The sequence below is a fragment of the Frigidibacter sp. MR17.24 genome, assembly GCF_037095655.1.
Lineage (GTDB): Bacteria > Pseudomonadota > Alphaproteobacteria > Rhodobacterales > Rhodobacteraceae > Frigidibacter.
This window is the reverse complement of record NZ_JBAWKE010000013.1, coordinates 20,776-42,511: the sequence shown is the minus strand read 5'-3', so window position 1 is coordinate 42,511 and position 21,736 is coordinate 20,776. Positions and strand designations below refer to the sequence as shown.

The following is a 21,736-nucleotide window of genomic DNA, read 5'->3' as shown; positions in this document are numbered from 1 at the left end:
TTCCAAGATGGCCTACGAGACGATCCTTTACGACAAAGACCCGGACGACAAGTTCGCCACCATCACGATCAACCGGCCCGACAAGCTCAACGCCATGAACAAGACCGTGGTGCGCGAGATCGACGCCGCCGTGGCCGAGGCCGGCGCCGACCCCGAGGTGAACGCGCTGATCCTCACCGGGGCCGGGCGGGCCTTCTCGGCCGGCTACGACCTGCAGGGCGGCGATTTCGACGTCGATTTCGACTTCTGGGTCGAGGACATGACCGAGAACGCGCAGGCGCTGATGAACATCTGGGACGCGCCGATCCCGGTCATCGCCGCGGTCAACGGCTATGCGCTGGCCGGCGCGCTGGAACTGGTGATGGCCTGCGATCTCGCCATCGCCGCCGACACCGCCAAGTTCGGCGAGCCCGAGGTGCGCCACAACTCGGGCCCGCCGGCGCTGATGATGCCCTGGCTGCTGGCCACCCGCGACGTGCGCTGGCTGATGTACACCGGCGACACCGTCGACGCGGCCGAGGCGCTGCGGATGCATCTCGTGAACCGCGTGGTCCCGGCGGACGCGCTGATGGACAAGGCGAAGATGCTGGCGCGCAAGCTGGCGCGCAAGCTGGCGCGGATGCCGGTGCCGGCGCTGAAATACACGAAGAAGTCGATCAACAACCAGCAGATGATCGCCGGGATCAAGGCGTCGTTCGACTACAACATCACCGCCATCGCCGGCCTGCACGTCACCAAGCAGGGCAACGAGTGGATGAAGATGCTGGGCAAGATGACGCTGAAGGAATACCTCGACTTCCGCGACGGCCCGTTCCGGGGCCTCGACGTCTGATGGCGCATCCGCTCGCGGCGCTGATGGCGCCGGGCTCGGTCGCCGTCGTCGGCGCGACCGAGCGGCCGGGCGCCTCGGCCGGCTACGTGATGCGCAATCTCGCGGCGATGGGCTATGGCGGCGCGATCCTGCCCGTCCACCCGCGCGAGGCGCGGGTCTTCGGCCATGCCGCCGCGCCCAGCCTCTCGGCGCTGACGGTCACGCCCGACTGCGTCGTCGTCGGCATCGGCGCGCCCCATGTCCCCGCGATCTTGGACGAGGCCGGCGCGCGCGGCGTGAAGGCCGCGGTGGTCCTCGCCTCGGGCTTCGGCGAGACCGGGGCCGAGGGCGCCGCGCTCGAGGCCGAGATGGCGGCCATCGCGCGCCGGCACGGCATGGCGCTGTGCGGGCCGAACTGCCTTGGCCTCGTGTCGCTCGCCCCCGGCGCGGCGCTGTATTCCTCGACCCTCGCGCCGGGGATGCGGCGCGGCGGCGTGGCGCTGATCTCGGCCTCGGGCGCGAGCGCCATCGCGCTGGCCCATTCGGGGCGCTTCGGCGTCTCGGCGGTGGTGTCGATGGGCAATGCCAGCGTGACCGGCCTTGGCGACTACCTCGACTGGTTCGCCCAGGATCCCCAGACCCGGACCGTCGGGCTGGTGATCGAGGGCATCCGCGACCCCGAGGGGCTGGCACGCGGGATGGCCGCGATCCATGCCGCGGGCAAGACCGCGCTCGCGCTGCGGGTCGGGCGCACGGCGGCGGGGCAGCGCGCGACGGCGGCCCATACCGGCGCGCTCGCCGGCGCGGCCGAGGCGCAGGCGGCGCTGCTCGACCGGCTGGGGATCGTCGATCTGCCCGACATGGACAGCTTCGCCGAGGCCGCGGCCCTGTGCGAGGCCGGGCTGCGCCCGCCGCGCGGACCGGTCGCCGTGGTCGGCGTCAGCGGCGGCGGCATCGCCCATGTCTCCGACATCGCCAGCGATTGCGGCCTGCCGCTCGCCACGCTCGCGCCCGCGACGGTGGACCGGCTGCGCGCGCTGCTGCCGGGCTTCGCGACGCCGCAGAACCCGCTCGACCTGACCGGGGCGGCCTTCGGCGATGCCGATGTGTACGCGCAGGCGCTGGCGGCGCTCGACGCCGATCCCGGGGTCGCGGCGATCATCGCGGCGCAGGATGCGCCCCCGGGGCTGTCCGAGGCGATCGCGGAGGAATACCTCGGCATCGCCGGGGCGATCGGCGGCTACGGCGGCGCGACGCCGGTGGTGGCGATGGCGAACCTGTCGGCCGGGCATCACCCGCGCGTCGCGGCGGCCTTCGGCACCGCCGCGCGCCTGCACGGCACCCGCGCGACCCTCACCGCCATCGCCGCGCTGCAGCGCGGGGCGCGCGGGATCAGCTGGACCGGCGCCGCCCCCGCCCAGCCCCTGCCCTGCGGCGATCTCGGCGAGGCGCAGGCCCGCGCGATCTTCGAGGCCGAGGGCATCGGCGGCCCGCGCGGCGCGGTCGTCGCGGAGGCCGCCGCCGCGGGCGCGCTGGCCGAGCGGCTGGGTTTCCCGGTGGTGATGAAGATCGCCTCGCCCGACATCGCCCACAAGACCGAGGCCGGCGGCGTCGCGCTGAACCTGACCGACCGCGCGGCGGTCGAGGCGGCGTTCGGGCGCATCACCGCCGCGGCCCGCGCCCATGCGCCCGCGGCGCGGATCGACGGCGTGCTGGTGCAGGAGATGGTGACCGGCGGGGTCGAGGTGCTGCTGGGACTGGTGCAGCACGCGCCCTTCGGGCTGGGCATGGTGGCGGGGATCGGCGGCACGCTGACCGAGCTGGTCGGCGAGGCCGCCTTCGACCTGCTGCCCGTCGATGCCGCGCGCGCCGGGGCGATGATCGACCGCACCCGGCTTGGCGCGCTGCTCGCGGGTCAGCGCGGCGCGCCGCCCGCCGATCGCGCCGCGCTGGTCGCGGCGATGGTGGCGCTGTCGGATTTCGGCATGCGCCACGGCACCGCGATCGAGGCCGTCGACCTCAACCCCGTCGCGGTCCTGCCCGAGGGGCGCGGCCTGCGGCTGCTGGACGCGCTGATCCTGCGGGCCTGATCGCGAGGGCCCCGGCGGCCCCCGGTCGCAGTCAGCCCGGTCGCGGTCAGCCCGGTCGCGGTCAGCCCGGTCGCGGTCAGCCCGGCCGCGGTCAGCCCGGCCGCGGTCAGCCCGGCCGCGGTCAGCCCAGCCGCGCCAGCCGCTCGGTCAGCAGCGCGAAGAAGCCCGCGTCGTCGACGTCGCGGATCCAGGTCGCGTTCTTCTCGCGCGGGGTGACGCCCCACCAGTCGACGACGGTCATGCCGCGCGTCAGCTCGGAGTCCGCCTCGATCTCGACGTTGCACAGCCGGCCGTCGTAGAGGTTGGGCTTCAGCAGCCAGGCGATGACGTTGGGGTCGTGCAGCGGCCCGCCCTGGCTGCCGTATTTCTCGACGTCGAACCGCTCGAAGAACTCGAGCCAGCCCGCCGCAGCCTGTCCAAGCCGGGTGCCGATGCCGCGGATCGCCGCGATCCGCTCCGGCGAGGTCAGCACCTTGTGCGTCACGTCGAGCGGCAGGATCGTGACCTCGATCCCCGCCCCCAGCACCAGCGTCGCCGCGTCGGGATCGACGAAGATGTTGAACTCGGCCGCCGGGGTGATGTTGCCGCCCTCGAAGAAGCCGCCGCCCATCAGCACGATGCGCCTGATCCGCCCGGCGATGTCGGGCGCGCGCGACAGCGCGGTGCCGATGTTGGTCAGCGGCCCCAGCGGGCACAGCGTCACCGTGCCCGCAGGCTCGCGCCGCAGGGTCTCGATCAGGAAGTCGACGCCGTGCAGGTCCGACACCGGCATCGCCGGATCGGGAAGGTCGTAGCCGTCAAGCCCGGTCTTGCCGTGCACATGCTCGGCCGTGACCAGCGCGCCGCGCATCGGGCGGTCGCAGCCCGGGTGGATCGCCACATCGGTCCGCCCGGCCAGCTCGCAGATCTTGCGGGCGTTCTCGGTCGTGCGGCTCAGCGGCACGTTGCCGGCGACGGTGGTGATGCCCAGAAGCTCGATCTCGGGGCTGGCCAGCGCCAGCAGGATCGCGAAGGCGTCGTCCTGGCCGGGGTCGGTGTCGATGATGATCTTCTCAGCCATTGCCGGCGCTCTCCGTCTGGTCCGTCATCTTGTCAGTCGTCTTTTCCGTCGTCCTGTCGGCCTGCAGGATCCGGCCCGGGTTCAGCACGCCGGCCGGATCGAATGCCGCCTTCAGCCGCGCGATCGCAGCCAGTTCGCCCGCGCTGCGCACGAGATGCAGCCAAGGCGCCTTGTCGGTACCGATACCATGCTCGGCCGAGATCGTGCCACCCGCCTTCGCGACCGCGCGCAGCACCGCCGGACCGGTCGCGCCCGGGTCGGCCGTCTGCACCATCACGTGCAGGTTGCCGTCGCCGGCATGGCCGAAGACCATCAGCCCCGCCCGCGGATCGGCCGCGGCCAGCGCGGCGCGGATCGCGGCCAGCCCCTCCTCGAGCCGCGCGAGCGGCAGGCCCACATCATGCCCCGTCATCCCCGGCCGGGAAAACAGGTATTCGCTGACCCCGTCGCGGATCCGCCACAGCTGCGCCACCTCGCGCCCCGACCCGGCGATCACCGCATCCTGCGCCAGCCCGTCCTCGATCGCCGCCATCAGCGCGGTCTCGAAGGGCCCGGCCTCGTCGCGGTCGGACTGGATCTCGACCAGCGCGTAGAAGCCGGCACCGGCGGGCAGCGGCGGCGCGATCGCGTGATGGGCAAGCGTCGCGGCGTAAAGCGCGGGGTCGATGACCTCGAAGGCCGAGACCCGCCCCGGAAGCGCGGCGCGCAGCCGCGCCAGCACCGCAAGCGCCGCCCCCAGCGACGCCAGCGCCACCAGCGCCACCGCCTCGTGCGCCGGCGCCGGATGCAGCCGCAGCCGCGCCCGCGTTACCACGCCCAGCACCCCCTCGGCGCCGATGAACAGCTGGCGCAGGTCGGGCCCGGCATTGTCCTTCGGCGGCCGGTCGAGCCCGCCCACCACCGTCCCGTCCGCCAGCACCGCCTCAAGCCCGGCGACCTGCTCGCGGAACATGCCGTAGCGCAGCACCCGGATCCCGCCGGCATTCGTCGCGATGTTGCCGCCGATCGTGGCCGAGCCGCGCGCGCCGAGGTCGACCCCCAGCATCATCCCCGCCGCCCGCGCCGCCTGCTGCACCGCCTCGAGCGGCGCCCCCGCCCCCGCGGTGATCGTCTGCGTCAGCGGGTCGGGCCGGCCGATCGCGGCCATCCGTTCGGTCGCCAGCGCGACCTCGCCCGGCCGCGGCCGCGCGCCGCCGGTCAGCCCGGTGCGACCGCCCTGCACCACCACGGGCTGGCCAAGCGCCGTCGCCGCCGCCAGGATCGCCGCGACCTGCGCGGTGTCGCGCGGGCGCAGCACCAGCGCGGGGCGGGCGCCGTCGAAGGGCTCTCCGTCGCGGGCATAGGCCGGGCCGACCGCGTCGCCGCGCAGTACCGCGCCCGCGTCCAGCGCCGGCGCCAGCCGCGCCAGCAGCGCCTCCAGTCTGTCGGTCTCGGGCGGCATCGCGGGCAGTCCCCCATCGGCCCCGCGTCCCGGGACCGCGGCCAGAGTTCCGCAGCGTCGCGCCAATTGTCAAACAAATAATAAAATATGGAAATGCCGCGCGGCGCGTGCCATGCTGGGCGGCAGAGAGGGGCCCGGGATGGTGTTGAACTACGACGAGGTGGTGCGCGGCGGGCTGGCCCGCCAGATCGCCGACACGATCCGCGCCGCGATCCTCGACGGCCGGCTGAAGGTCGACGAACGCCTGCCGACCGAGGAGGAGCTGGCGCGCCGCTTCGGCATCTCGCGCCCGACGGTGCGCGAGGCGCTCAAGCGGCTGGCCGCGCAGAACCTCGTGCAGTCGCGCCGCGGCCCCACCGGCGGCACCTTCGTCGCCCGCCCCGACCCCGCGGGCCTGGCCGAGACCATCGCGACCTCGGCCACGCTGCTCGTGGGCTTCGGCGCCTTCGACATCGACCAGATCGTCACCGCCCGGCGCGAGACCGAGGCGATCTGCTGCCGCCTCGCCGCGCAGCATCGCACGCCCGGGGATCTCGACCGGATGCGGGCCGAGATCGCGACGCAGGAGACGACCGGCCTGTCGGACGAGGCGTTCTGCGCCTCGGACGTGCGGTTCCACCGCGCGCTGGTCGAGGCCGGGCGCAACGGCCCGCTGTCGCTGATGATGCACGCGGTGATCGAGGCCTTCATCCCGATCACCAACCTGATCACCTTCCGCCTGCGCGACCGGCGCGAGGTGGCGATGTACCACCGCCGCATCGTGGCGGCGGTCGAGGCGCGCGACGGCGCCGCGGCCGAGGCGGCGCTTGGCGCGCTGCTCGACTACCTGCGCGCCGCCCATGCCGCGGCGCTCGCCGCGCGCGAGGCCCGCGCCGCGGACAAGGATCATCCCAGGGGCCCGTGACGCGCCCGCAACCGAGGACGACCGCATGACCGAGACATTCCGGGCGATGGTGATCGACGCCGTCGAGGGCAAGCCGAAGGCCGGTTTGCGCGACCTCACCCTCGCCGACCTGCCCGACAACGAGGTGCTGGTCGAGATCAGCCACTCGACGCTGAACTACAAGGACGGGCTCGCGATCTCGGGCAAGGGCCGGATCGCGCGGCGGATGCCGATGATCGGCGGCATCGACCTGGCCGGGACGGTCATCGACAGCCGGTCGCCCGACTGGGCGCCGGGCGACCGGGTGATCGTCAACGGCTGGGGCCTGTCGGAGACCGAGCAGGGCGGCTACACCCGCTTCCAGCGGCTGAAGCCCGACTGGCTGATCCCCCTGCCGTCGGCGTTCTCGCCGCTGCAGGCGATGGCGATCGGCACCGCGGGCTATACCGCGGCGCTCTGCGTCGACGCGCTTGAACGCTGGGGCCGGATCGCGCCCGGCGCGGGCGAGGTCCTGGTCACCGGCGCCGCCGGCGGCGTCGGCTCGGTCGCGATCAGCCTGCTGTCGCGCGCGGGATACAGCGTCACCGCCGCCACCGGCCGGCCGGAAACGCACGACTACCTCGCGGGCCTTGGCGCCACCGGCTTCGTCGCGCGCGAAGAGCTCGCCGCCAAGGCCGGGCCGCTGCAGAAAGAGCGCTGGATCGGCGGCGTCGACACCGTGGGCTCGACCACGCTTGCCAATGCGCTGGCGCAGACGGTCTATGGCGGCGCGGTCGCGGCCTGCGGGCTGGCGGGCGGGCCGGACCTGCCGGCGACGGTGCTGCCGCACATCCTGCGCAGCGTCGCCCTGATCGGCGTGGATTCGGTGATGGCCCCGCGCGAGCGGCGCCTGGCCGCCTGGGCGCGGCTCGCCCGCGATCTCGATCCCGCGCATCTCGAGGCGATCACCCGCGTCGCGCCGATGTCCGACCTGCCGCAGCTGGCCGAGGACATCGTCGCCGGCCGGATCCGCGGCCGCGTGGTGATCGACGTCACCGGCTGAGAGGGCAGGAGACGGGCCGGGGCGGCTCAAGCCGCCATCGCCGCCCGCAGCGCGTCGGCGATCCTCTCGCGCGTCAGCGCGCAGCACCTCGTGCCAGCCCGCGCCCGGTCGTCGTGCCGTTCAAGCACGGCCAGCAGCAGGTCGATCGTCGACCCGCGCGAATGCCTACTCAAAACTCAAGCATTCAACCGGGCCGCACCCGCCGGCAGGCCGGGAACGCTGCCCGTCACCGAGGCCAGCGCCCACGACGGGACAGATGGGGTGCAGCTCTATCTCCGCCAGCCGGCCCTGACGCTGCCGGAAACCGTCGCGCTCGCGCCCTGACGGCGGCCAGAGGCGGTCCCTGTCCCGGCGCCCGGACGCGGCCGGGATGGGGGCCTTGGCCGGGACCGGGGCCTCAGTCGTGCAGCGAGGACAGGAACTGCTGCAGCTCGGGCGTCTGCGGCGCGCCGAACAGCGCCTCGGGCGGGCCCATCTCGTGCACCCGGCCCTGGTGCATGAACACCACCCGGTCCGACACCTTGCGCGCGAAAGCCATCTCGTGCGTGACCATCAGCAGCGTCATCCCCTCGTCGGCGAGGCTCTCGACCACGCGCAGCACCTCGCCCACCAGCTCGGGATCGAGCGCCGAGGTGATCTCGTCGCACAGCAGCACCGCGGGCTCCATCGCCAGCGCGCGGGCGATCGCGACGCGCTGCTGCTGGCCGCCCGACAGCTGGTCGGGCATCGCGTCGAACTTCTCGGCCAGGCCCACGCGGTCCAGCAGCCTGCGCGCCTGCGCCTCGGCCGTGCCCCGGCCCGCCTTCTTCACCAGCGTCGGCGCCAGCATCACGTTGCGCCCGACCGTCAGGTGCGGGAACAGGTTGAAGCTTTGGAAGATCATCCCCACCCGCTGGCGCAGCGCCCGCATCGCGGCGGCGCTGTCGTGCAAGAGCGCCTTGCCGTCGACGGTCAGCCCGCCCGACTGGAATGTCTCGAGCCCGTTGATGCAGCGCAGAAGCGTCGACTTGCCCGAGCCCGACTTGCCGATGATCGCCACCACCTCTCCGGGCGCGATCTTCAGGTCGATGCCCTTCAGCACCTCGTTGTCGCCGAAGGATTTGCGCAGGCCCGCGATCTCGACGATCGGGGGGCGGTGCGATGCGTCAGCCGCCACGGACATGCAGTTTCCTTTCGAGGTGACGGGCATAGAGGCTGATCGGATAGCACATGATGAAATAGGTCAGCGCGACGCAGGCGAAGACGGTGAAGGGGGCGTAGGTGACGTTGGCGATCATGTTGCCCGCGCGGGTGAGTTCCACGAAGCCCACGACCGAGGCCAGCGCCGTGCCCTTGATGACCTGCACCACGAAGCCCACGGTCGGCGGGATGGCGATGCGCAGCGCCTGCGGCAGGATCACGTGGCGCAGCTGCTCGCCGAAGGACAGCGCAAGCGAGGTCGACGCCTCCCACTGCCCCTTCGGGATCGCCGCGACGCAGCCGCGCCAGATCTCGGTCAGGAAGGCCGAGGTGTAAAGCGTCAGCGCCAGCGAGACCGAGACCCAGACCGAGACCTGCACCCCGAACAGCCGCAGCCCGAAATAGCTCAGGAAGATCTGCATCAGCAGCGGCGTGCCCTGGAACAGCTGGACATAGGCGCCGACGGGGCGGTCGAAGACGGCCGGGCGCCAGATCCGCAGCACGAGGAAGGCCGCCCCCACGACGCCGCCGCCGACGAAGGCGATCAGCGACAGCACCAGCGTCCAGCGCGCGGACAGGATCAGGTTGCGCAGGATGTCCCACAGGCTGAAATCGACCATCGCGCGTCAGCTCCCGAACACGAAGCGCGGCCCCGCCCAGTTCAGCAGGCGCCTGAGCCCGATCGCCAGCAGCAGGTAGATCAGCGTGGCGACGATGTAGGATTCGAAGGTGCGGAAGTTCATCGCCGAGATGACGTTCGCGGCATAGCTCAGCTCTTCGGTCGCGATCTGGCCGCAGACGGCCGAGCCGAGCATGACGATGATGATCTGGCTGGTGAGCGCCGGCCAGACCCGCTTCAGGGCCGGCGGCAGCACCACCCGGGTGAAGACCTGCGTCTCGGTCAGGGCGAGCGAGCGCGCGGCCTCGATCTGGCCGCGCGGCGTGGCGAGAAGCCCCGCGCGGATGATCTCGGTGCCGTAGGCGCCGAGGTTCAGCACCATCGCGATCACCGAGGCGGTCGCGGGCGACAGCCGGACCCCGATCGCGGGCAGGCCGAAGAACACGAAGAACAGCTGCACGATGAACGGGGTGTTGCGGATCAGCTCGACATAGGCGCCGACCGGGATCGCGATCCAGGCCGGGCCGGTGTTGCGCGCCCGCGCGCAGGCCACCGCCACGACCAGGCCGAACACCATCGCGACCGCCGTCAGCCACAGCGTCCACAGGACGCCGGTGGCCAGCAGCGGCCACTGCGCCAGCACCGACAGGAAATCAAGCGAGATGGTCACCGCCGCGGGGTCCCGACGCTCAGTTCGACAGCGGCAGCTCGCCCTCGATCGGCTGGCCCAGCCACTTCTCGGCCATCGCGTTCAGCGTGCCGTCGGCCTTGGCCGCCAGGATGATCTCGTTGACCTTGGCGCGCAGCGCGTCCTGGCCCTTGGCGACGCCGATGTAGTTCGGGCTTTCCTTGATCAGCAGCTTGAACTCGGCATCCAGCTGCGGGTTCTTCTGCGCCATCAGCGTGGCGTTCGACACCGAGGTCGCGATCACGTCGGTCTGGCCGGCGACGAAGGCCGCGGTGCTTTGCGCCTGGTCGTCATAGCGCATGAACTCCATGCCGGCGGGGCCGACCTTGGTCAGCTCGACCTCTTCCATCGCGCCCTTGGCGACGGCGATCTTCTTGCCGTCGAGATCGGCGAAATCGGCGATCTCCATAGACTTCGGGCCATAGACGGCCTGGAAGAACGGCGAATAGGCATGGGTGAAGTCGATCACCTTCATCCGCTCCTCGTTCTTGCCCAGGGTCGAGATGATCAGCTCGGTCTGGCCGGTCTGCAGGTAGGGGATGCGGTTGGCCGAGATCACCGGCACCATCTCCAGGGTCGCGCCCAGCTTCTCGGCCACCAGCTTGGCCATGTCGACGTCCAGCCCCTGCGGCTGCAGGTCGGTGCCGACGAAGCCGTAGGGCGGATAGTCGGTCGGCACGCCGATGCGGATCGTGCCGGACGAGGTGATCTTTTCCAGCGCGTCCTGCGCGAAGGCGGCGACGGGGGCTGCGACCGCGACGGCGGCAAGCACGGTGGCGGCAAGGACCTGGCGGCGGAAGACGGTCATCTGGGCGGCTCCAATCTGCAGCGGACGATCCGCGACCTTGCCCGCCCCCGGCCCCCCGCGGTCAATCCGGGCGCCCCGCACCGCCGGCGCCCCGCCCGGCCCCCGCGACGTCAACGCCCGCAAAAGACGCGCGCCCGCCACATATTTGGGCGGGCGGCGAACGCGGCACGCCGGACGCTGCGCCGGACGCTGGGCGAGGTGGAACGGCGGGCGGGGCTCAGTCGCCCAGCAGTTCCTTCACCACCGCCTCGAGCCGGGCGCGGCTTTTGATCAGGTTGTTGCAGATCCGCGGATCGGTCGGGCCGTCGCGGTCGCTCAGGCCCAGGATCGGCACCTCGGGCTGCAACCGCTCGATCGTGTCGAGAAGGCTGGCGCTGCCCTCGGTCATGCTGTCCCAGTCCACCACCACCAGGTCGTACTGGTTCTGGCGCACGTGCCAGGCGGCCTCGGCCATGGTCACGGCATGGGTGACGATGGCGCTGCCGGCGCAGGCGTGGCGGAACACCTCGGCGAAGTCGCGGTCATGCTCGGCATGCAGGATCATCGGCCGGCGCGGCGCGGTGGACAGCCGCGGCAGGTTCATCCCGCGGCTGTCGACCGGCGTCACCTCGGGCAGGATCACCCAGAACTCGCAGCCCCCGCCGGGCCGGTTGGTATAGCCGATCTCGCCACCCATCCGCTCGACGATCTGGCGGGTGATGTTCAGCCCCAGCCCGGTGCCGCCCTTCGAGCGCGTGGCAGAGCCGTCGGCCTGGCTGAACGGGGTGAAGATCCGCTCGGCGAATTCCTCGGGCACGCCGGGGCCGCAGTCGATCACGCTCAGCCGCACCCGGCCGTTCGCCGCGCGGCTCTCGATGCGCACCGTGCTGCCCGAGGGCGAGAACTTGGCCGCGTTCGACATCAGGTTCGACATCACCTGCTGGAAGCGGTCGACATCGACGCGCACCCAGGCCGCGGTCACCGGCGGCGTCATCTCGAAGCTGACGCCGTGTTCGACGCCATAGGCCTGGTTGATCGACACCGCCTGTTCCAGAAGCCCCGCCAGCGCCGCGTCGGTGTTGCGGAACCGCGCCTGCCCGGACGAGATCTTCTCCATGTCGAGGATGTCGTTCACGAGCATGGTCAGCCGCTCGCAGTTCTTCAGCGCGATCGACAGAAGCCGCTCGGCCTTGGGGTCGAGCGTCGCCTTCATCGCGCCCAGCACCAGCGACAGCCCGCCCTTGATCGAGGTCAGCGGCGTGCGCAGCTCGTGGCTGACGGTGGCGACGAAGTTCGACTTCATCTGCTCCATCTGCCGCCGCTCGGTGATGTCTTGCACCTGCACGATGAACTCGACCGCCTCGCTGCGCGACGAGCGCTGCTGCGAGATGTGCAGCAACGCCCAGGCCTCGCTGCCGTCCTTGCGGATCATCCGCCGCTCCAGCTGCAGAAGCCGCACCTCGCCCGAGCGCATCCGCTTGCGGTCGTGCTCCGAGATCACGCGACGGCTGGGCGGGATCAGCGTCGACAGCCGCAGCGCCAGCAGCTCCTCGGCGGGATAGCCGGTGAAGCGGCACAGCGCCTCGTTCACGTGCAGCAGGTGGCAGTCCTCGTCCAGCAGCGCCATGCCGACGGGCGCGAGGTCGATCGTGGTGCGGAACTGCGCCTCGGCGGCCTCCAGCGCCTCGGCGGCGGCCCGCGCGACGGACTCGTCGGCCTCGGACATCTGGCCCAGCACGCGCTTGCGGTCGGTGATGTCGGTGGCGAACTTCACCACCTTGAACGGCTTGCCGTAGGGATCGAAGATCGGGTTGTAGCTGGCCTGGATCCAGACCTCGCGGCCGCCCTTGCCGATGCGGCGATACTCGGCCTCCTGGAACTCGCCGGTGGCAAGCTTGCGCCAGAACTCGCCATAGGCCTGGCTGCCGGCCTCGCCGGGGGCCACGAACATGCGGTGGTGCTGGCCCTGGATCTCGGCCAGCTCGTAGCCGAAGGTGTGCAGGAAGTTGTCGTTGGCGGTCAGCACCGTGCCGTCCATCGCGAACTCGATCACCGCCTGGGCGCGCGACAGCGCCGACAGCTGACCGTTGTGGTCGACCGCGCGCAGCTTGGCCTCGGTCACGTCGGTGGCGTATTTCACGATCTTCACCACCGCGCCGGTGCTGTCGAACACCGGGCTGTAGCTGGCCTGGAACCAGACCTCGCGGCCCGCCTTGCCGTGGCGGTGGAACTCGCCGCTCTCGGCGTGGCCCTCGCGCAGGCGGTCCCAGAACGCGGCGTAGAAGTGGCTCTGGGCCTCGGCGGGCTTGACGAACAGCCGGTGATGGCGGCCGCGGATCTCGTCCAGCCGGTAGCCGGTGGCGCGCAGGAAGTTGTCGTTGGCATCCAGGATCGTGCCGTCCAGCGCGAATTCGATGATCGCGTGCGACAGCGAGATCGCGGCGATCTGCCCGGCATGGTCGGCGGCCGCGGTCTTGGCCGCGGTCACGTCATAGGCGAACTTGGCGATCTTGCAGGGCAGCCCGTCGGGCCCCGGCAGCGGGATGTAGCTGGCCTCGAGCCAGACCGGGCGCCCGCCCTTGCCCAGCCGCTGGAACGTGCCCTTCTGCGCCTCGCCGCGCCGCAGAGCGGCCCAGAAGCCGTGATAGGCGGCCGAGCGGCCATAGGTGCGGTCGACGAACATCAGGTGGTGGCGGCCGCGGACCTCTTCGAGCGCGTAGCCGGTGGCGCGCAGGAAGTTGTCGTTGGCGTTCAGGATCGTGCCATCCAGGTCGAACCAGATCACCGATTGCGCGCGGTCGATCGCCGACATCAGCAGCCCCAGATCGATGACGTTTTCGGCGTTCGGCTCGGCGACCGGATGGATATACATGTCTGTCTCCGGCCCGGGGGAGGCGGAAAAATCCGGCGGGCCCAGTTAGGTCTGTTCCAGCCCCGGAACCGAGTCACGGTATCGCGGCTGCACTGCATCCTGGCCGGCAAAAGCGCGCGAATTGGGGATCAAAGGCGACTTAAATGTGCATCATTTAAATCTGTGCCTGTTCAACGGCTTGAGTGCTCGCCCTTAGCGTGCATCCGGGGCGGGCCGGGCCGCGAAATACGCAGCCAGCGCGGCGATCTCGCCATCGTCCAGATCCCGCGCCGCGGCGGCCATCAGCGGCGCGCGCTCGGCCCCGCCGCGCGCGCCATCGCGCCACAGCCGCAGCTGCGCGGCGATGTAGGCGCGGCCCTGCCCGTCGATCGAGGGCATCATCGGGTTGTCCTGCGCGCCATGGCACGACAGGCAGGCCGGCACCGCGCGGCTGCCGCGCGCGGCAAGCGCCGCGCCGGCTTCGGTCTGGGCGCGGACGGGCTGCGCCGGCGGCCCCGGCAGCCGCGCGAGATCGCGCGCCAGCGCCGCGTCGCGCGCGGGGTCGGCCTTGGTGGCGGCATGGGCCATGATCCCGCTCGGGCGCCGGCCCTCGCGGTAGGCGGCGAGCGCCTCGGCGATGTAGCCGGGCTGCAGGATGTCGAGCCGCGGCGCGCGCTCGGTGCCGGCGGGGCCGTGGCAGCCGGCGCAATAGCCTTCGGGCGCGGGCGCGGTGATGCGCGCGTATTCGGCGCCGTCCATGCCCTGCTGCACGGCGCGCAGGAAGGCCACGACCGCCCAGACCTCGTCGCCGCGGCCCGCGGCGGGCCAGGCGGGCATGCCGGTCATCTTCACGCCCTCGGCGACGATCCAGTGCATCTCGGCCTCGGTCCAGGGCGCGACCGCGGTCTCAAGCTGCGGCGGATGCGGGACCATGGCGGCGATCGTGGCGCCGGCATCGGCCCCGGGCGTCGCGTGGCACATCGCGCAGGCGCTGTCGTAATGCCGCGCGCCCAGCTCGATCAGCGCGGGGTCGTCGAGATCGTCGGGCACCGCGCGATCGGGCGGGGCGAGCCGCGCCACCCGGCGCTCGAACGTGGTGTGCATCGCCCAGTCGGTCACCGCCCAGTGCCCGTTGCGGGCCGAGGTGTCGAACAGCCCGAAGGCGACGGTCGCCGCGCCGCCAAGCCCGCCCAGCACCGCCAGCGCGGCCAGCGTGGCGACAAGGGTGCGAAGCGGGGTCATCATGCGCGGGCCTCCTCAAGGCGCAGGGCCCGGGCGGCCAGCGCCACCCCGGCCAGCAGGTAGACCGGCGATCCGATCGCCAGCATCAGCATCCCGCCAAGCGCCTGGCCGGCGGGATCGGGAACGGTGCCGCAGGCGGCGGCATAGACGTCGCGCGGCGCCAGCGTCAGCACCGCGCCCAGCAGCACCATGTGCATCGAGGTCAGCAAGAGCCCTCCCGCCCCCGCCAGCGCGTCGCCCGCCGCACCGCTGCGCGCGGCCTGCAGGCAGCCCGCCCAGACCAGCAGCCCCGCCACCAGGAACATCGCCTGTTCCAGCACGAACAGCCCCGCCACCCGGTAGGCGCCGCCGTGCAGCCCCGGCAGGTGCCAGGCCCAGACCAGCACGAACTCGACCCCCGCCGCGACCAGCGGCGACATCGCCAGCGCCCGGGCAAGCGCGGGGGCGGCCAGCACGATCAGCGGCGCCGCCACCGCCACCAGCCCCATGTGGCGCAGCATGTGCGCGGCAAAGCGCGGCATCAGCGCATCGAGCGGCAGCGCCCACAGCCCCGCCAGCACCGCCGCGGCGGCCAGCGCGCAGGCGGCGCGCAGGCGCACCGGCGCGCTCACCGGCAGCTCGCGATGAACAGGGCGGGCAGCGCGACATAGGCCACCCCCACCGCCGAGATCACCGACAGCAGGAAGGCCGCGCGCCCGAGGAAGCGGTGGCGGTGCTCGGGGCGCGACAGCTCGGGCGGGGCGACGCCCTCGCTCGCGCGCAGGCCGCGCCAGCCGTTCCAGGCGATCGCCGCCAGCGCCGCCAGCGTCAGCCCCAGGATCGACAGCCGCAGCCCGCCGATCCCGCCGCCAAGCTTGGCGCACCAGATCGCGGCGCCGCCGTAGCACAGCAGGAAATGCCCCGCCCAGATCACCGGCGCCGCGGTGATGCGCCACAGCGTCGCGCTTTCGTCCAGCAGCTCGTCGCGGTCGTCGCGGGTCTCGATCCGGTTCATGCGCGCCCCCTCACAGCAGATGCGGCGCCACGCCGATCACCGCGGCGGTGACCAGCACGGTCAGCACGTGGAAGTGCCAGTAGAGCGTGACGTTCCACAGATCGGCATCGTGGTCGCGGTCGATCTTGCCGAAGACCAGCCCGGCCAGGCAGTAGGCCTGCATCACCACGCCCACCGCGACATGGGCGCCGGTCCAGATCACCAGCGCGCAGACGACCGCCGGATAGACATGGGCCGCGGGCGCAAGCCCCGCCACCGACAGCGCCAGCGCCCCGCCGCCGCCGATCGCCAGCACCATGCCGGCGATGACCGCGCCCACCGCCTGCCCCTGCCGCCCGGCCCGGTTCAGCCGCCGCGCGCCCAGCGTCGCCGCCCAGGCCAGCGCCAGCGCCGCCGCGGCCAGCGCGACCAGCCCCGGCACCGCATGTTCGGCCCCCGGCGGCAGGAAATCGGCGCGCGCGGTCCAGTAGAAGAAGAAGCCGAAGACGATCGAGGCGAAGGCGGTGGCGTCGCCCAGCATCGTGATCCACATCGCCCACCAGCCCACCGCCGCCGGCCCCGCCGCATAGGTCGGCAGCCGCAGGCCCAGCCCCACGTCCTTCATCGGCTTCTCGGGCACCCGCGCGGTCGAGGTCCACAGCCAGTAGAGGATGCAGCCGACCGCGATCAGCCCGGCCACCACCGCGGGCCCGTAGAGGTGGAAGGTCGGCAGGATGAAGCACCCGCCAGTGAAGGCCGCCGCCGCCAGCGTGATCCAGGCGTCGCCCGTCACCCGCTGCACCTGCACCGGCCGCGCGTCGATGACCGAGGTGATGATGGTCTCGCGCAGCCCCTCCTCGGCATCGGGCAGGTAGTACCGGCCCGCGTCCATCCGCGCGACGATTTCCGGCTGGTCCCACAGCGGATAGCGCGAGGTGACGTAGGGGATCGAGCGCACGCCCCAGTCCTCGCCCTCGACCGTGTCGGTCCATTCCAGCGTGCCGGCCTTCCACGGATTGCGGCTGGCCAGCCGCGGCTTGCCAGGGCGCAGCAGGTCGACGGTGAAGATGAGGAACCCCGCGGCGATGACGAAGGCGCCGACGGTCGAGATCAGGTTGAGCCAGTTCCACCCCAGGTCGCCGGGATAGCTGAACACCCGCCGCGGCATGCCCAGCAGGCCCGTCAGGTGCATCGGCAGGAAGCACAGGTTGAAGCCGCCGAAGATCAGCCAGAAGGCCCAGCGGCCCAGCCGCTCGGACAGCATCCGCTTGGTGAAGAACGGATAGAAATAGTAGACCCCCGCCATCACCGGCAGGATCATGCCGCCAAACAGCGTGTAGTGCAGGTGCGCCACGACGAAATAGGTGTCGTGCACCTGCCAGTCGAAGGGCGCGATCGCCAGCATCACCCCGGTCAGCCCGCCGGCGGTGAAGACGGCAAGCCCGCCCGCGATCCACAGCATCGGCAGGCTCATCGTCACCCGCCCGACCATCAGCGTGGCGAGGAAGACGAAGATCTGGATCCCCGTCGGGATCACCACCGCCTCGGACGCGGCCGAGAAGAACGCCAGCGAGATCGCCGGCAGCCCGGTGGTGAACATGTGGTGCACCCACAGCCCGAAGCTGAGGAACCCGGTGCCGACGGCCGAAAGCACGATCCAGGAATAGCCCAGGATCGGGCGCTGCGCGACGGTGGGCACCACCATCGCCGCGATCGCGATCGAGGGCAGGAAGACGATGTAGACCTCGGGGTGGCCGAAGATCCAGAACAGGTGCTGCCAGAAGATCGGGTCGCCGCCGCGGGTATGGTCGAAGAACGGCCAGTCGAGCGCGCGTTCCAGTTCGAACAGCAGGTCGCCCGCGATCAGCGGCGGGAAGGCGAACAGGATCATGCCGCCGACCACCAGCACGTACCAGCTGTAGAGCGGCATCATGTGGATGCGCATCCCCGGCGGGCGGCACTTCAGCACGCCCACGATCAGCTCGACCGCCGCCGCGATCGAGGCGACCTCGATGAAGGACAGCCCCAGCAGCCAGATGTCCGACCCCGGCCCCTCGGCCTCGGTCGCGAGCGGGGGATACATGAACCAGCCCGAATTCGGCGCGGCATCGAACAGGATCGAGCCCAGCACGAAGATGCCGCCGATCAGGAAGCACCAGTAGCCGAAGGCCGACAGCCGCGGGAACGGCATGTCGCGCGCGCCGAGGAACGCGGGCAGCAGCAGGATCGCCATCGCCTCGAACAGCGGCACCGCGAAGAGGAACATCATCGCCGAGCCGTGCATCGTGAAGAACTGGTTGAACCGGTCGGCATCCAGGAACTGGATCCCCGGCCAGGCCAGCTGCACCCGCATCAGCAGCGCCAGCACCCCGGCGCAGAGCATGAAGGCGAAGCAGGTCAGCGAATACCACTTGCCGATCTCGGAATTGTTGACCGAACTCCAGTAGCCAAGCCCGGTCCTGGTCTGCCAGACCGCGCGCAGCCGGCGCTCCTGCGCCGCGGCAACCTCGGGCGCGACCGGCTCGGCCAGCATCTCCTCGGTCGGGGGATAGAGGCCCTCGGGCGCGCGCTGGGTCATTTCAGGCTTTCCAGGTAGGTGGCGAGCGCCGAGAGATCCGCGGCCGCGATCCAGTCGTAGGACGGCATCGCGACCCCGGGCTTGATCGCGCCGGCATGGGCGATCCAGTCCTGCAACGCCTGCGCGCCCATCGGAAGCGTGCCGGCGCCGACCGACCCGCGCGCGCCCAAATGCGTCAGGTCGGGCCCGACGAGGCCCGCATGCGCGGTGCCGCGGATCGCGTGGCAGGCGCCGCAGCCCTCGTCGCGGAACACCTCGGCGCCGCGGATCTCCTCGGGCGTCTCGGGGGGCCGGGCGGGGCGCGCCTCGGCGGCAAGCCAGGCGTCGAAATCGCCGGGCGCCAGGATCACCGCCTCGAAGGCCATCAGCGCATGCGAGGGGCCGCAGAACTCGGCGCACTGGCCGCGATAGCCGCCGGGGGTGTCGGGGCGCAGGGTCAGCACCGTCTCGCGGCCCGGGATCATGTCCATCTTGCCGCCAAGCGCCGGCACCCAGAACGAGTGGATGAAGCGGTTCGCGTTCAGCCGCAGCTCGGTCCGGGTGCCGGTGGGCAGGCGGATCTCGTTGGCGGCGACGATCGGGGCGGTCGCACCCTCGGGCCAGTATTCGACCCGCCACCACCATTCCTCGGCGGTGACGCGCAGCGTCAGCCCCTCGCCGGGCGCGCGCTGGGCGGGCATGATCGACAGCCCCCAGGCGAGCAGCGCCCCCACCAGCACCGTGGGCAGCACGACGCCGCCGCCGACGATCACCGCATTGGCGCGCGCGACCGGCATCGCGCCGGGGCGGTGGCGGGTGACGTACCAGAACAGCCCGTTCAGCCCCAGCCACAGCACCGCCGCGCCCGACAGCATCACGATGAACAGAAGCTTGAGCTGCGCCGCATCCTCGCCCGCCGGCGCCAGCGCCGACTGCCGTCCCGAACAGCCGGCAAGGATCGCCACCGCAAGCCACAGGGCCTGCGGCAGGCGGGCGGGAAGGAAAGGTCTCGTCTGTCGCAAGCCGGCCCCGGGGCAATCGTTCGATGCCCTAAGCACCGACGGCGCCGCAGGGTTCCCGAAAAATCGCGCCGGCGGCGCGCGGCGTCAGAACTCGACCCCGGCCTGTCCCTTGACGCCCGACCGGAACGGATGCTTGACCAGCGTCATCTCGGTCACCAGGTCGGCGGCCTCGATCAGCGCCTCCTTCGCGTTGCGCCCGGTCAGCACGACATGGGTCATCGCCGGCTTCTCGTCGCGCAGGAAGGCCAGCACCTCTTCGATGTCGAGATAGTCGTAGCGCAGCGCGATGTTGATCTCGTCCAGCAGCACCATGCGGATGGCGGGGTCGCGGATCAGCTCCTTGGCCTTCTCCCAGCCCGCCCGCGCCGCGGCGATGTCGCGCGCGCGGTCCTGCGTCTCCCAGGTGAAGCCCTCGCCCATGGCGTGGAACTGGCACAGATCGCCGAAATGGGTGGTGAGCAGGCGCCGCTCGCCGGTGTCCCAGGCGCCCTTGATGAACTGCACCACCGCGCAGGGCATGCCGTGGGCGACACAGCGCAGGATCATCCCGAAGCCCGAGGACGACTTGCCCTTGCCCGCCCCGGTATGGACGATCACCAGCCCCTTCTCGCCCTCCTTGGTCGCCATCATCCGGTCGCGCGCGGCCTTCTTCTTGGCCATCTTGCGGGCATGGCGGGCGTCGTCGCCCTCGGGCACCGCCGCGTCCTCACCCTGGGTCGCATCGCTCATCGGGGTCTCCTCAGCTTGACAACCGCCCCCCTCCTGCCTCAGGTGACGGGGCGCTGGTTCCTGTCCATAGGGCAGGCGAAGAGGGAATGCGATGCCCGGGTCCTCCGGTCAAGCGCAGCCGCCCCCGCGACCGTGACCGGAAAGGTCCGCCCAAGGCCACTGGCTTCAGCCGGGAAGGCGGGACGGACCGCTGGGAAGCCCGCTTCCCTGGATCCGCAAGCCGGGAGACCTGCCGGCGCGAGGAAGTTTCGGGCGGACGGGGTGATCCGCGACCGGCGCAAGGCGGGGCGCACCCGTCTTTCCGCCCGTTCGGCCCCCGCCCGCACATCTGAAGGGAGGCGCCGGCGCGATGACGGTCCTGCATGTCTGCACCACCTGCCGCGGCACCGAAGAGGTGCCCGAGGGCGGCCTGCGTCCCGGCGCCCGCCTGCACGCGGCCCTGGCCGACGGCCCCGCGCCCGCGGGCGTGACCGTGGTGCCCGTCGAATGCCTCTCGGCCTGCAATTCCGGCTGCGCCGTCGCGCTCTCGGCCCCCGGGCGCTGGTCCTATGTCTACGGCCGCATGACGCCCGAGGACGCGCCCGAGATCCTGCGCGGCGCCGCCGCCTATGCCGCCACCGCCGACGGGCTCGTGCCCTGGCGCGAGCGGCCCGTCATCTTCCGCAAGCAGTCGCTCGCCCGCATCCCCCCCATCCCGCAGGAGGCCTGAGATGTCAGACCTGACCAAGATCCCCGTCACCGTGATCACCGGCTTCCTCGGCTCGGGCAAGACGACGCTGGTGCGCCACCTGCTGCAGAACCCCGGCGGCCGGCGCCTGGCGGTGCTGGTCAACGAATTCGGCACCGTCGGCGTCGACGGCGAGATCCTGAAGGGCTGCGCCGACGAGAACTGCCCCGAAGAGAACATCATGGAGCTGGCGAACGGCTGCATCTGCTGCACCGTCGCCGACGACTTCATCCCGACGATCGAGAAGCTGCTGGCCCAGCCGGTGCGCCCCGAGCACATCCTGATCGAGACCTCGGGCCTCGCGCTGCCCAAGCCCCTCTTGAAGGCCTTCGACTGGCCCGCGATCCGCTCGAGGATCACCGTCGACGGCGTGATCGCGCTTGCCGATGCCGAGGCCGTGGCCGCCGGCCGCTTCGCCCCCGACGTGGATGCGGTGAACGCCCAGCGCGAGGCCGATGACAGCATCGACCACGAAACCCCGCTGTCCGAGGTGTTCGAGGACCAGATCGCCTGCGCCGACATCGTGCTTCTGACCAAGGCCGATCTCGCCGGCGAGGCGGGCCTTGCCGCCGCCCGCGACGTGATCGCGGCCGAGGCGCCGCGCCCGCTGCCGACGATCCCGGTGACCGAGGGCGCGATCGACCCCGCCCTGATCCTCGGCCTCTCGGCCGCGGCCGAGGACGACCTCGCCAACCGCCCCTCGCATCACGACGGCCATGACGACCACGAGCACGACGATTTCGACACGGTGGTCATCGACCTGCCCGAGATCGCCGATCCCGCCGACCTCGCCGCCCGGATCCAGCGCCTGGCGCGCGAGCAGCAGATCCTGCGGGTCAAGGGCTGGATCGCGGTGACCGGCAAGCCGATGCGGCTTCTGGTGCAGGCGGTGGGCGAGCGGGTGCGCCACCAGTTCGACGCGCCCTGGGGCGCGCGGCCGCGCAGCTCGCGGCTGGTGGTGATCGCCGAGCATGACCACGTCGACGTCGCCGCGATCCGGTCGGTGCTGCTCGACCCCGTCGAGGCCTGAGCCCG

At 71.8% G+C, this 21,736-nt stretch carries 20 protein-coding genes and 1 riboswitch; of the genes, 6 read left to right on the top strand and 14 right to left on the bottom strand.

All coding sequences use genetic code 11. The features are described 5' to 3' along the window. The first annotated feature begins 7 nt into the window (after nt 1-7). Together V8J39_RS22040 and V8J39_RS22035 are read left to right on the top strand one after the other, a co-directional pair. Nucleotides 8-832, top strand: coding sequence for an enoyl-CoA hydratase/isomerase family protein (locus V8J39_RS22040; RefSeq protein ID WP_336463129.1), 825 nt, complete (start codon nt 8-10; stop codon nt 830-832). Beyond that, nucleotides 832-2,901: an acetate--CoA ligase family protein gene (locus V8J39_RS22035; RefSeq protein WP_336463128.1), complete on the top strand. Its 2,070-nt coding sequence runs from the start codon at nt 832-834 to the stop codon at nt 2,899-2,901. The genes V8J39_RS22040 and V8J39_RS22035 overlap by 1 nt, the downstream gene beginning before the upstream one ends. Nucleotides 2,902-3,022: 121 nt before the next feature. On the opposite strand, the gene V8J39_RS22030 is transcribed toward V8J39_RS22035, so the two are convergent. Both V8J39_RS22030 and V8J39_RS22025 read right to left on the bottom strand, forming a co-directional pair. After that, nucleotides 3,023-3,961, bottom strand: a complete 939-nt coding sequence (locus tag V8J39_RS22030) for a nucleoside hydrolase (RefSeq protein ID WP_336463127.1) — start codon at nt 3,959-3,961, stop codon at nt 3,023-3,025. Then, nucleotides 3,954-5,402, bottom strand: coding sequence for an FAD-binding oxidoreductase (locus V8J39_RS22025; RefSeq protein WP_336463126.1), 1,449 nt, complete (start codon nt 5,400-5,402; stop codon nt 3,954-3,956). The genes V8J39_RS22030 and V8J39_RS22025 overlap by 8 nt, the downstream gene beginning before the upstream one ends. 112 nt (nt 5,403-5,514) lie before the next feature. On the opposite strand from V8J39_RS22025, the gene V8J39_RS22020 reads away from it, so the two are divergent. Together V8J39_RS22020 and V8J39_RS22015 are read left to right on the top strand one after the other, a co-directional pair. Next, a complete protein-coding gene (locus V8J39_RS22020; RefSeq protein ID WP_336463125.1) occupies nt 5,515-6,306 on the top strand; it encodes a FadR/GntR family transcriptional regulator in 792 nt (263 codons plus the stop codon). A gap of 25 nt (nt 6,307-6,331) precedes the next feature. Then, a complete protein-coding gene (locus V8J39_RS22015; protein WP_336463124.1) occupies nt 6,332-7,327 on the top strand; it encodes an MDR family oxidoreductase in 996 nt (331 codons plus the stop codon). Nucleotides 7,328-7,353: 26 nt separating this feature from the next. Here the strand turns inward: V8J39_RS22015 and V8J39_RS22010 are convergent, their stop codons facing one another. The 12 genes from V8J39_RS22010 to cobO all read right to left on the bottom strand — a co-directional run bounded on the left by V8J39_RS22010 (nt 7,354) and on the right by cobO (nt 19,974). Continuing rightward, a complete protein-coding gene (locus tag V8J39_RS22010) occupies nt 7,354-7,500 on the bottom strand; it encodes a hypothetical protein (protein ID WP_336463123.1) in 147 nt (48 codons plus the stop codon). 224 nt (nt 7,501-7,724) lie between these two features. After that, nucleotides 7,725-8,453: an amino acid ABC transporter ATP-binding protein gene (locus tag V8J39_RS22005; protein WP_336463164.1), complete on the bottom strand. Its 729-nt coding sequence runs from the start codon at nt 8,451-8,453 to the stop codon at nt 7,725-7,727. Nucleotides 8,454-8,472: 19 nt separating this feature from the next. Then, nucleotides 8,473-9,126: an amino acid ABC transporter permease gene (locus tag V8J39_RS22000; RefSeq protein WP_336463122.1), complete on the bottom strand. Its 654-nt coding sequence runs from the start codon at nt 9,124-9,126 to the stop codon at nt 8,473-8,475. A 6-nt stretch (nt 9,127-9,132) separates the two neighbouring features. Beyond that, nucleotides 9,133-9,795, bottom strand: coding sequence for an amino acid ABC transporter permease (locus tag V8J39_RS21995; protein WP_336463121.1), 663 nt, complete (start codon nt 9,793-9,795; stop codon nt 9,133-9,135). Between the two features lie 19 nt (nt 9,796-9,814). Beyond that, nucleotides 9,815-10,621 (bottom strand): transporter substrate-binding domain-containing protein, encoded by an 807-nt coding sequence (locus V8J39_RS21990; RefSeq protein WP_336463120.1) that lies wholly within the window; start codon nt 10,619-10,621, stop codon nt 9,815-9,817. 217 nt (nt 10,622-10,838) lie between these two features. Further along, nucleotides 10,839-13,472: a PAS domain S-box protein gene (locus V8J39_RS21985; RefSeq protein WP_336463119.1), complete on the bottom strand. Its 2,634-nt coding sequence runs from the start codon at nt 13,470-13,472 to the stop codon at nt 10,839-10,841. Between the two features lie 192 nt (nt 13,473-13,664). Further along, the gene (locus tag V8J39_RS21980; RefSeq protein ID WP_336463118.1) at nt 13,665-14,696 is read right to left on the bottom strand and encodes a c-type cytochrome; all 1,032 of its coding nucleotides are present in this window, start codon (nt 14,694-14,696) and stop codon (nt 13,665-13,667) included. Continuing rightward, nucleotides 14,693-15,304 (bottom strand): cytochrome c oxidase assembly protein, encoded by a 612-nt coding sequence (locus V8J39_RS21975; protein ID WP_336463117.1) that lies wholly within the window; start codon nt 15,302-15,304, stop codon nt 14,693-14,695. Before V8J39_RS21975 ends, V8J39_RS21980 begins: the two co-directional genes overlap by 4 nt. Continuing rightward, entirely contained in the window at nt 15,301-15,687 is a 387-nt protein-coding gene (locus V8J39_RS21970) for a hypothetical protein (protein WP_336463116.1), read from the bottom strand. Before V8J39_RS21970 ends, V8J39_RS21975 begins: the two co-directional genes overlap by 4 nt. A 10-nt stretch (nt 15,688-15,697) precedes the next feature. Continuing rightward, on the bottom strand, nt 15,698-18,244 hold the full coding sequence (gene ctaD / locus V8J39_RS21965) for a cytochrome c oxidase subunit I (protein WP_336463115.1): 2,547 nt from the start codon (nt 18,242-18,244) through the stop codon (nt 15,698-15,700). Further along, nucleotides 18,241-19,245, bottom strand: coding sequence for a cytochrome c oxidase subunit II (locus V8J39_RS21960; RefSeq protein ID WP_442902626.1), 1,005 nt, complete (start codon nt 19,243-19,245; stop codon nt 18,241-18,243). Before V8J39_RS21960 ends, ctaD begins: the two co-directional genes overlap by 4 nt. Nucleotides 19,246-19,329: 84 nt before the next feature. Further along, nucleotides 19,330-19,974 carry a cob(I)yrinic acid a,c-diamide adenosyltransferase gene (gene cobO / locus V8J39_RS21955; RefSeq protein WP_336463114.1) on the bottom strand — a complete coding sequence of 215 codons (645 nt, stop codon included), beginning with the start codon at nt 19,972-19,974 and terminating at the stop codon, nt 19,330-19,332. Between the two features lie 37 nt (nt 19,975-20,011). Further along, nucleotides 20,012-20,225, top strand: a riboswitch (cobalamin riboswitch). A 98-nt stretch (nt 20,226-20,323) separates the two neighbouring features. On the opposite strand from cobO, the gene V8J39_RS21950 reads away from it, so the two are divergent. Together V8J39_RS21950 and cobW are read left to right on the top strand one after the other, a co-directional pair. Then, complete coding sequence (locus V8J39_RS21950; protein ID WP_336463113.1) at nt 20,324-20,683, top strand: DUF1636 domain-containing protein; 360 nt, start codon at nt 20,324-20,326, stop codon at nt 20,681-20,683. 1 nt (nt 20,684) lies between these two features. Then, nucleotides 20,685-21,731 carry a cobalamin biosynthesis protein CobW gene (gene cobW, locus V8J39_RS21945; protein WP_336463112.1) on the top strand — a complete coding sequence of 349 codons (1,047 nt, stop codon included), beginning with the start codon at nt 20,685-20,687 and terminating at the stop codon, nt 21,729-21,731. The last annotated feature ends 5 nt before the right edge of the window (nt 21,732-21,736 follow it).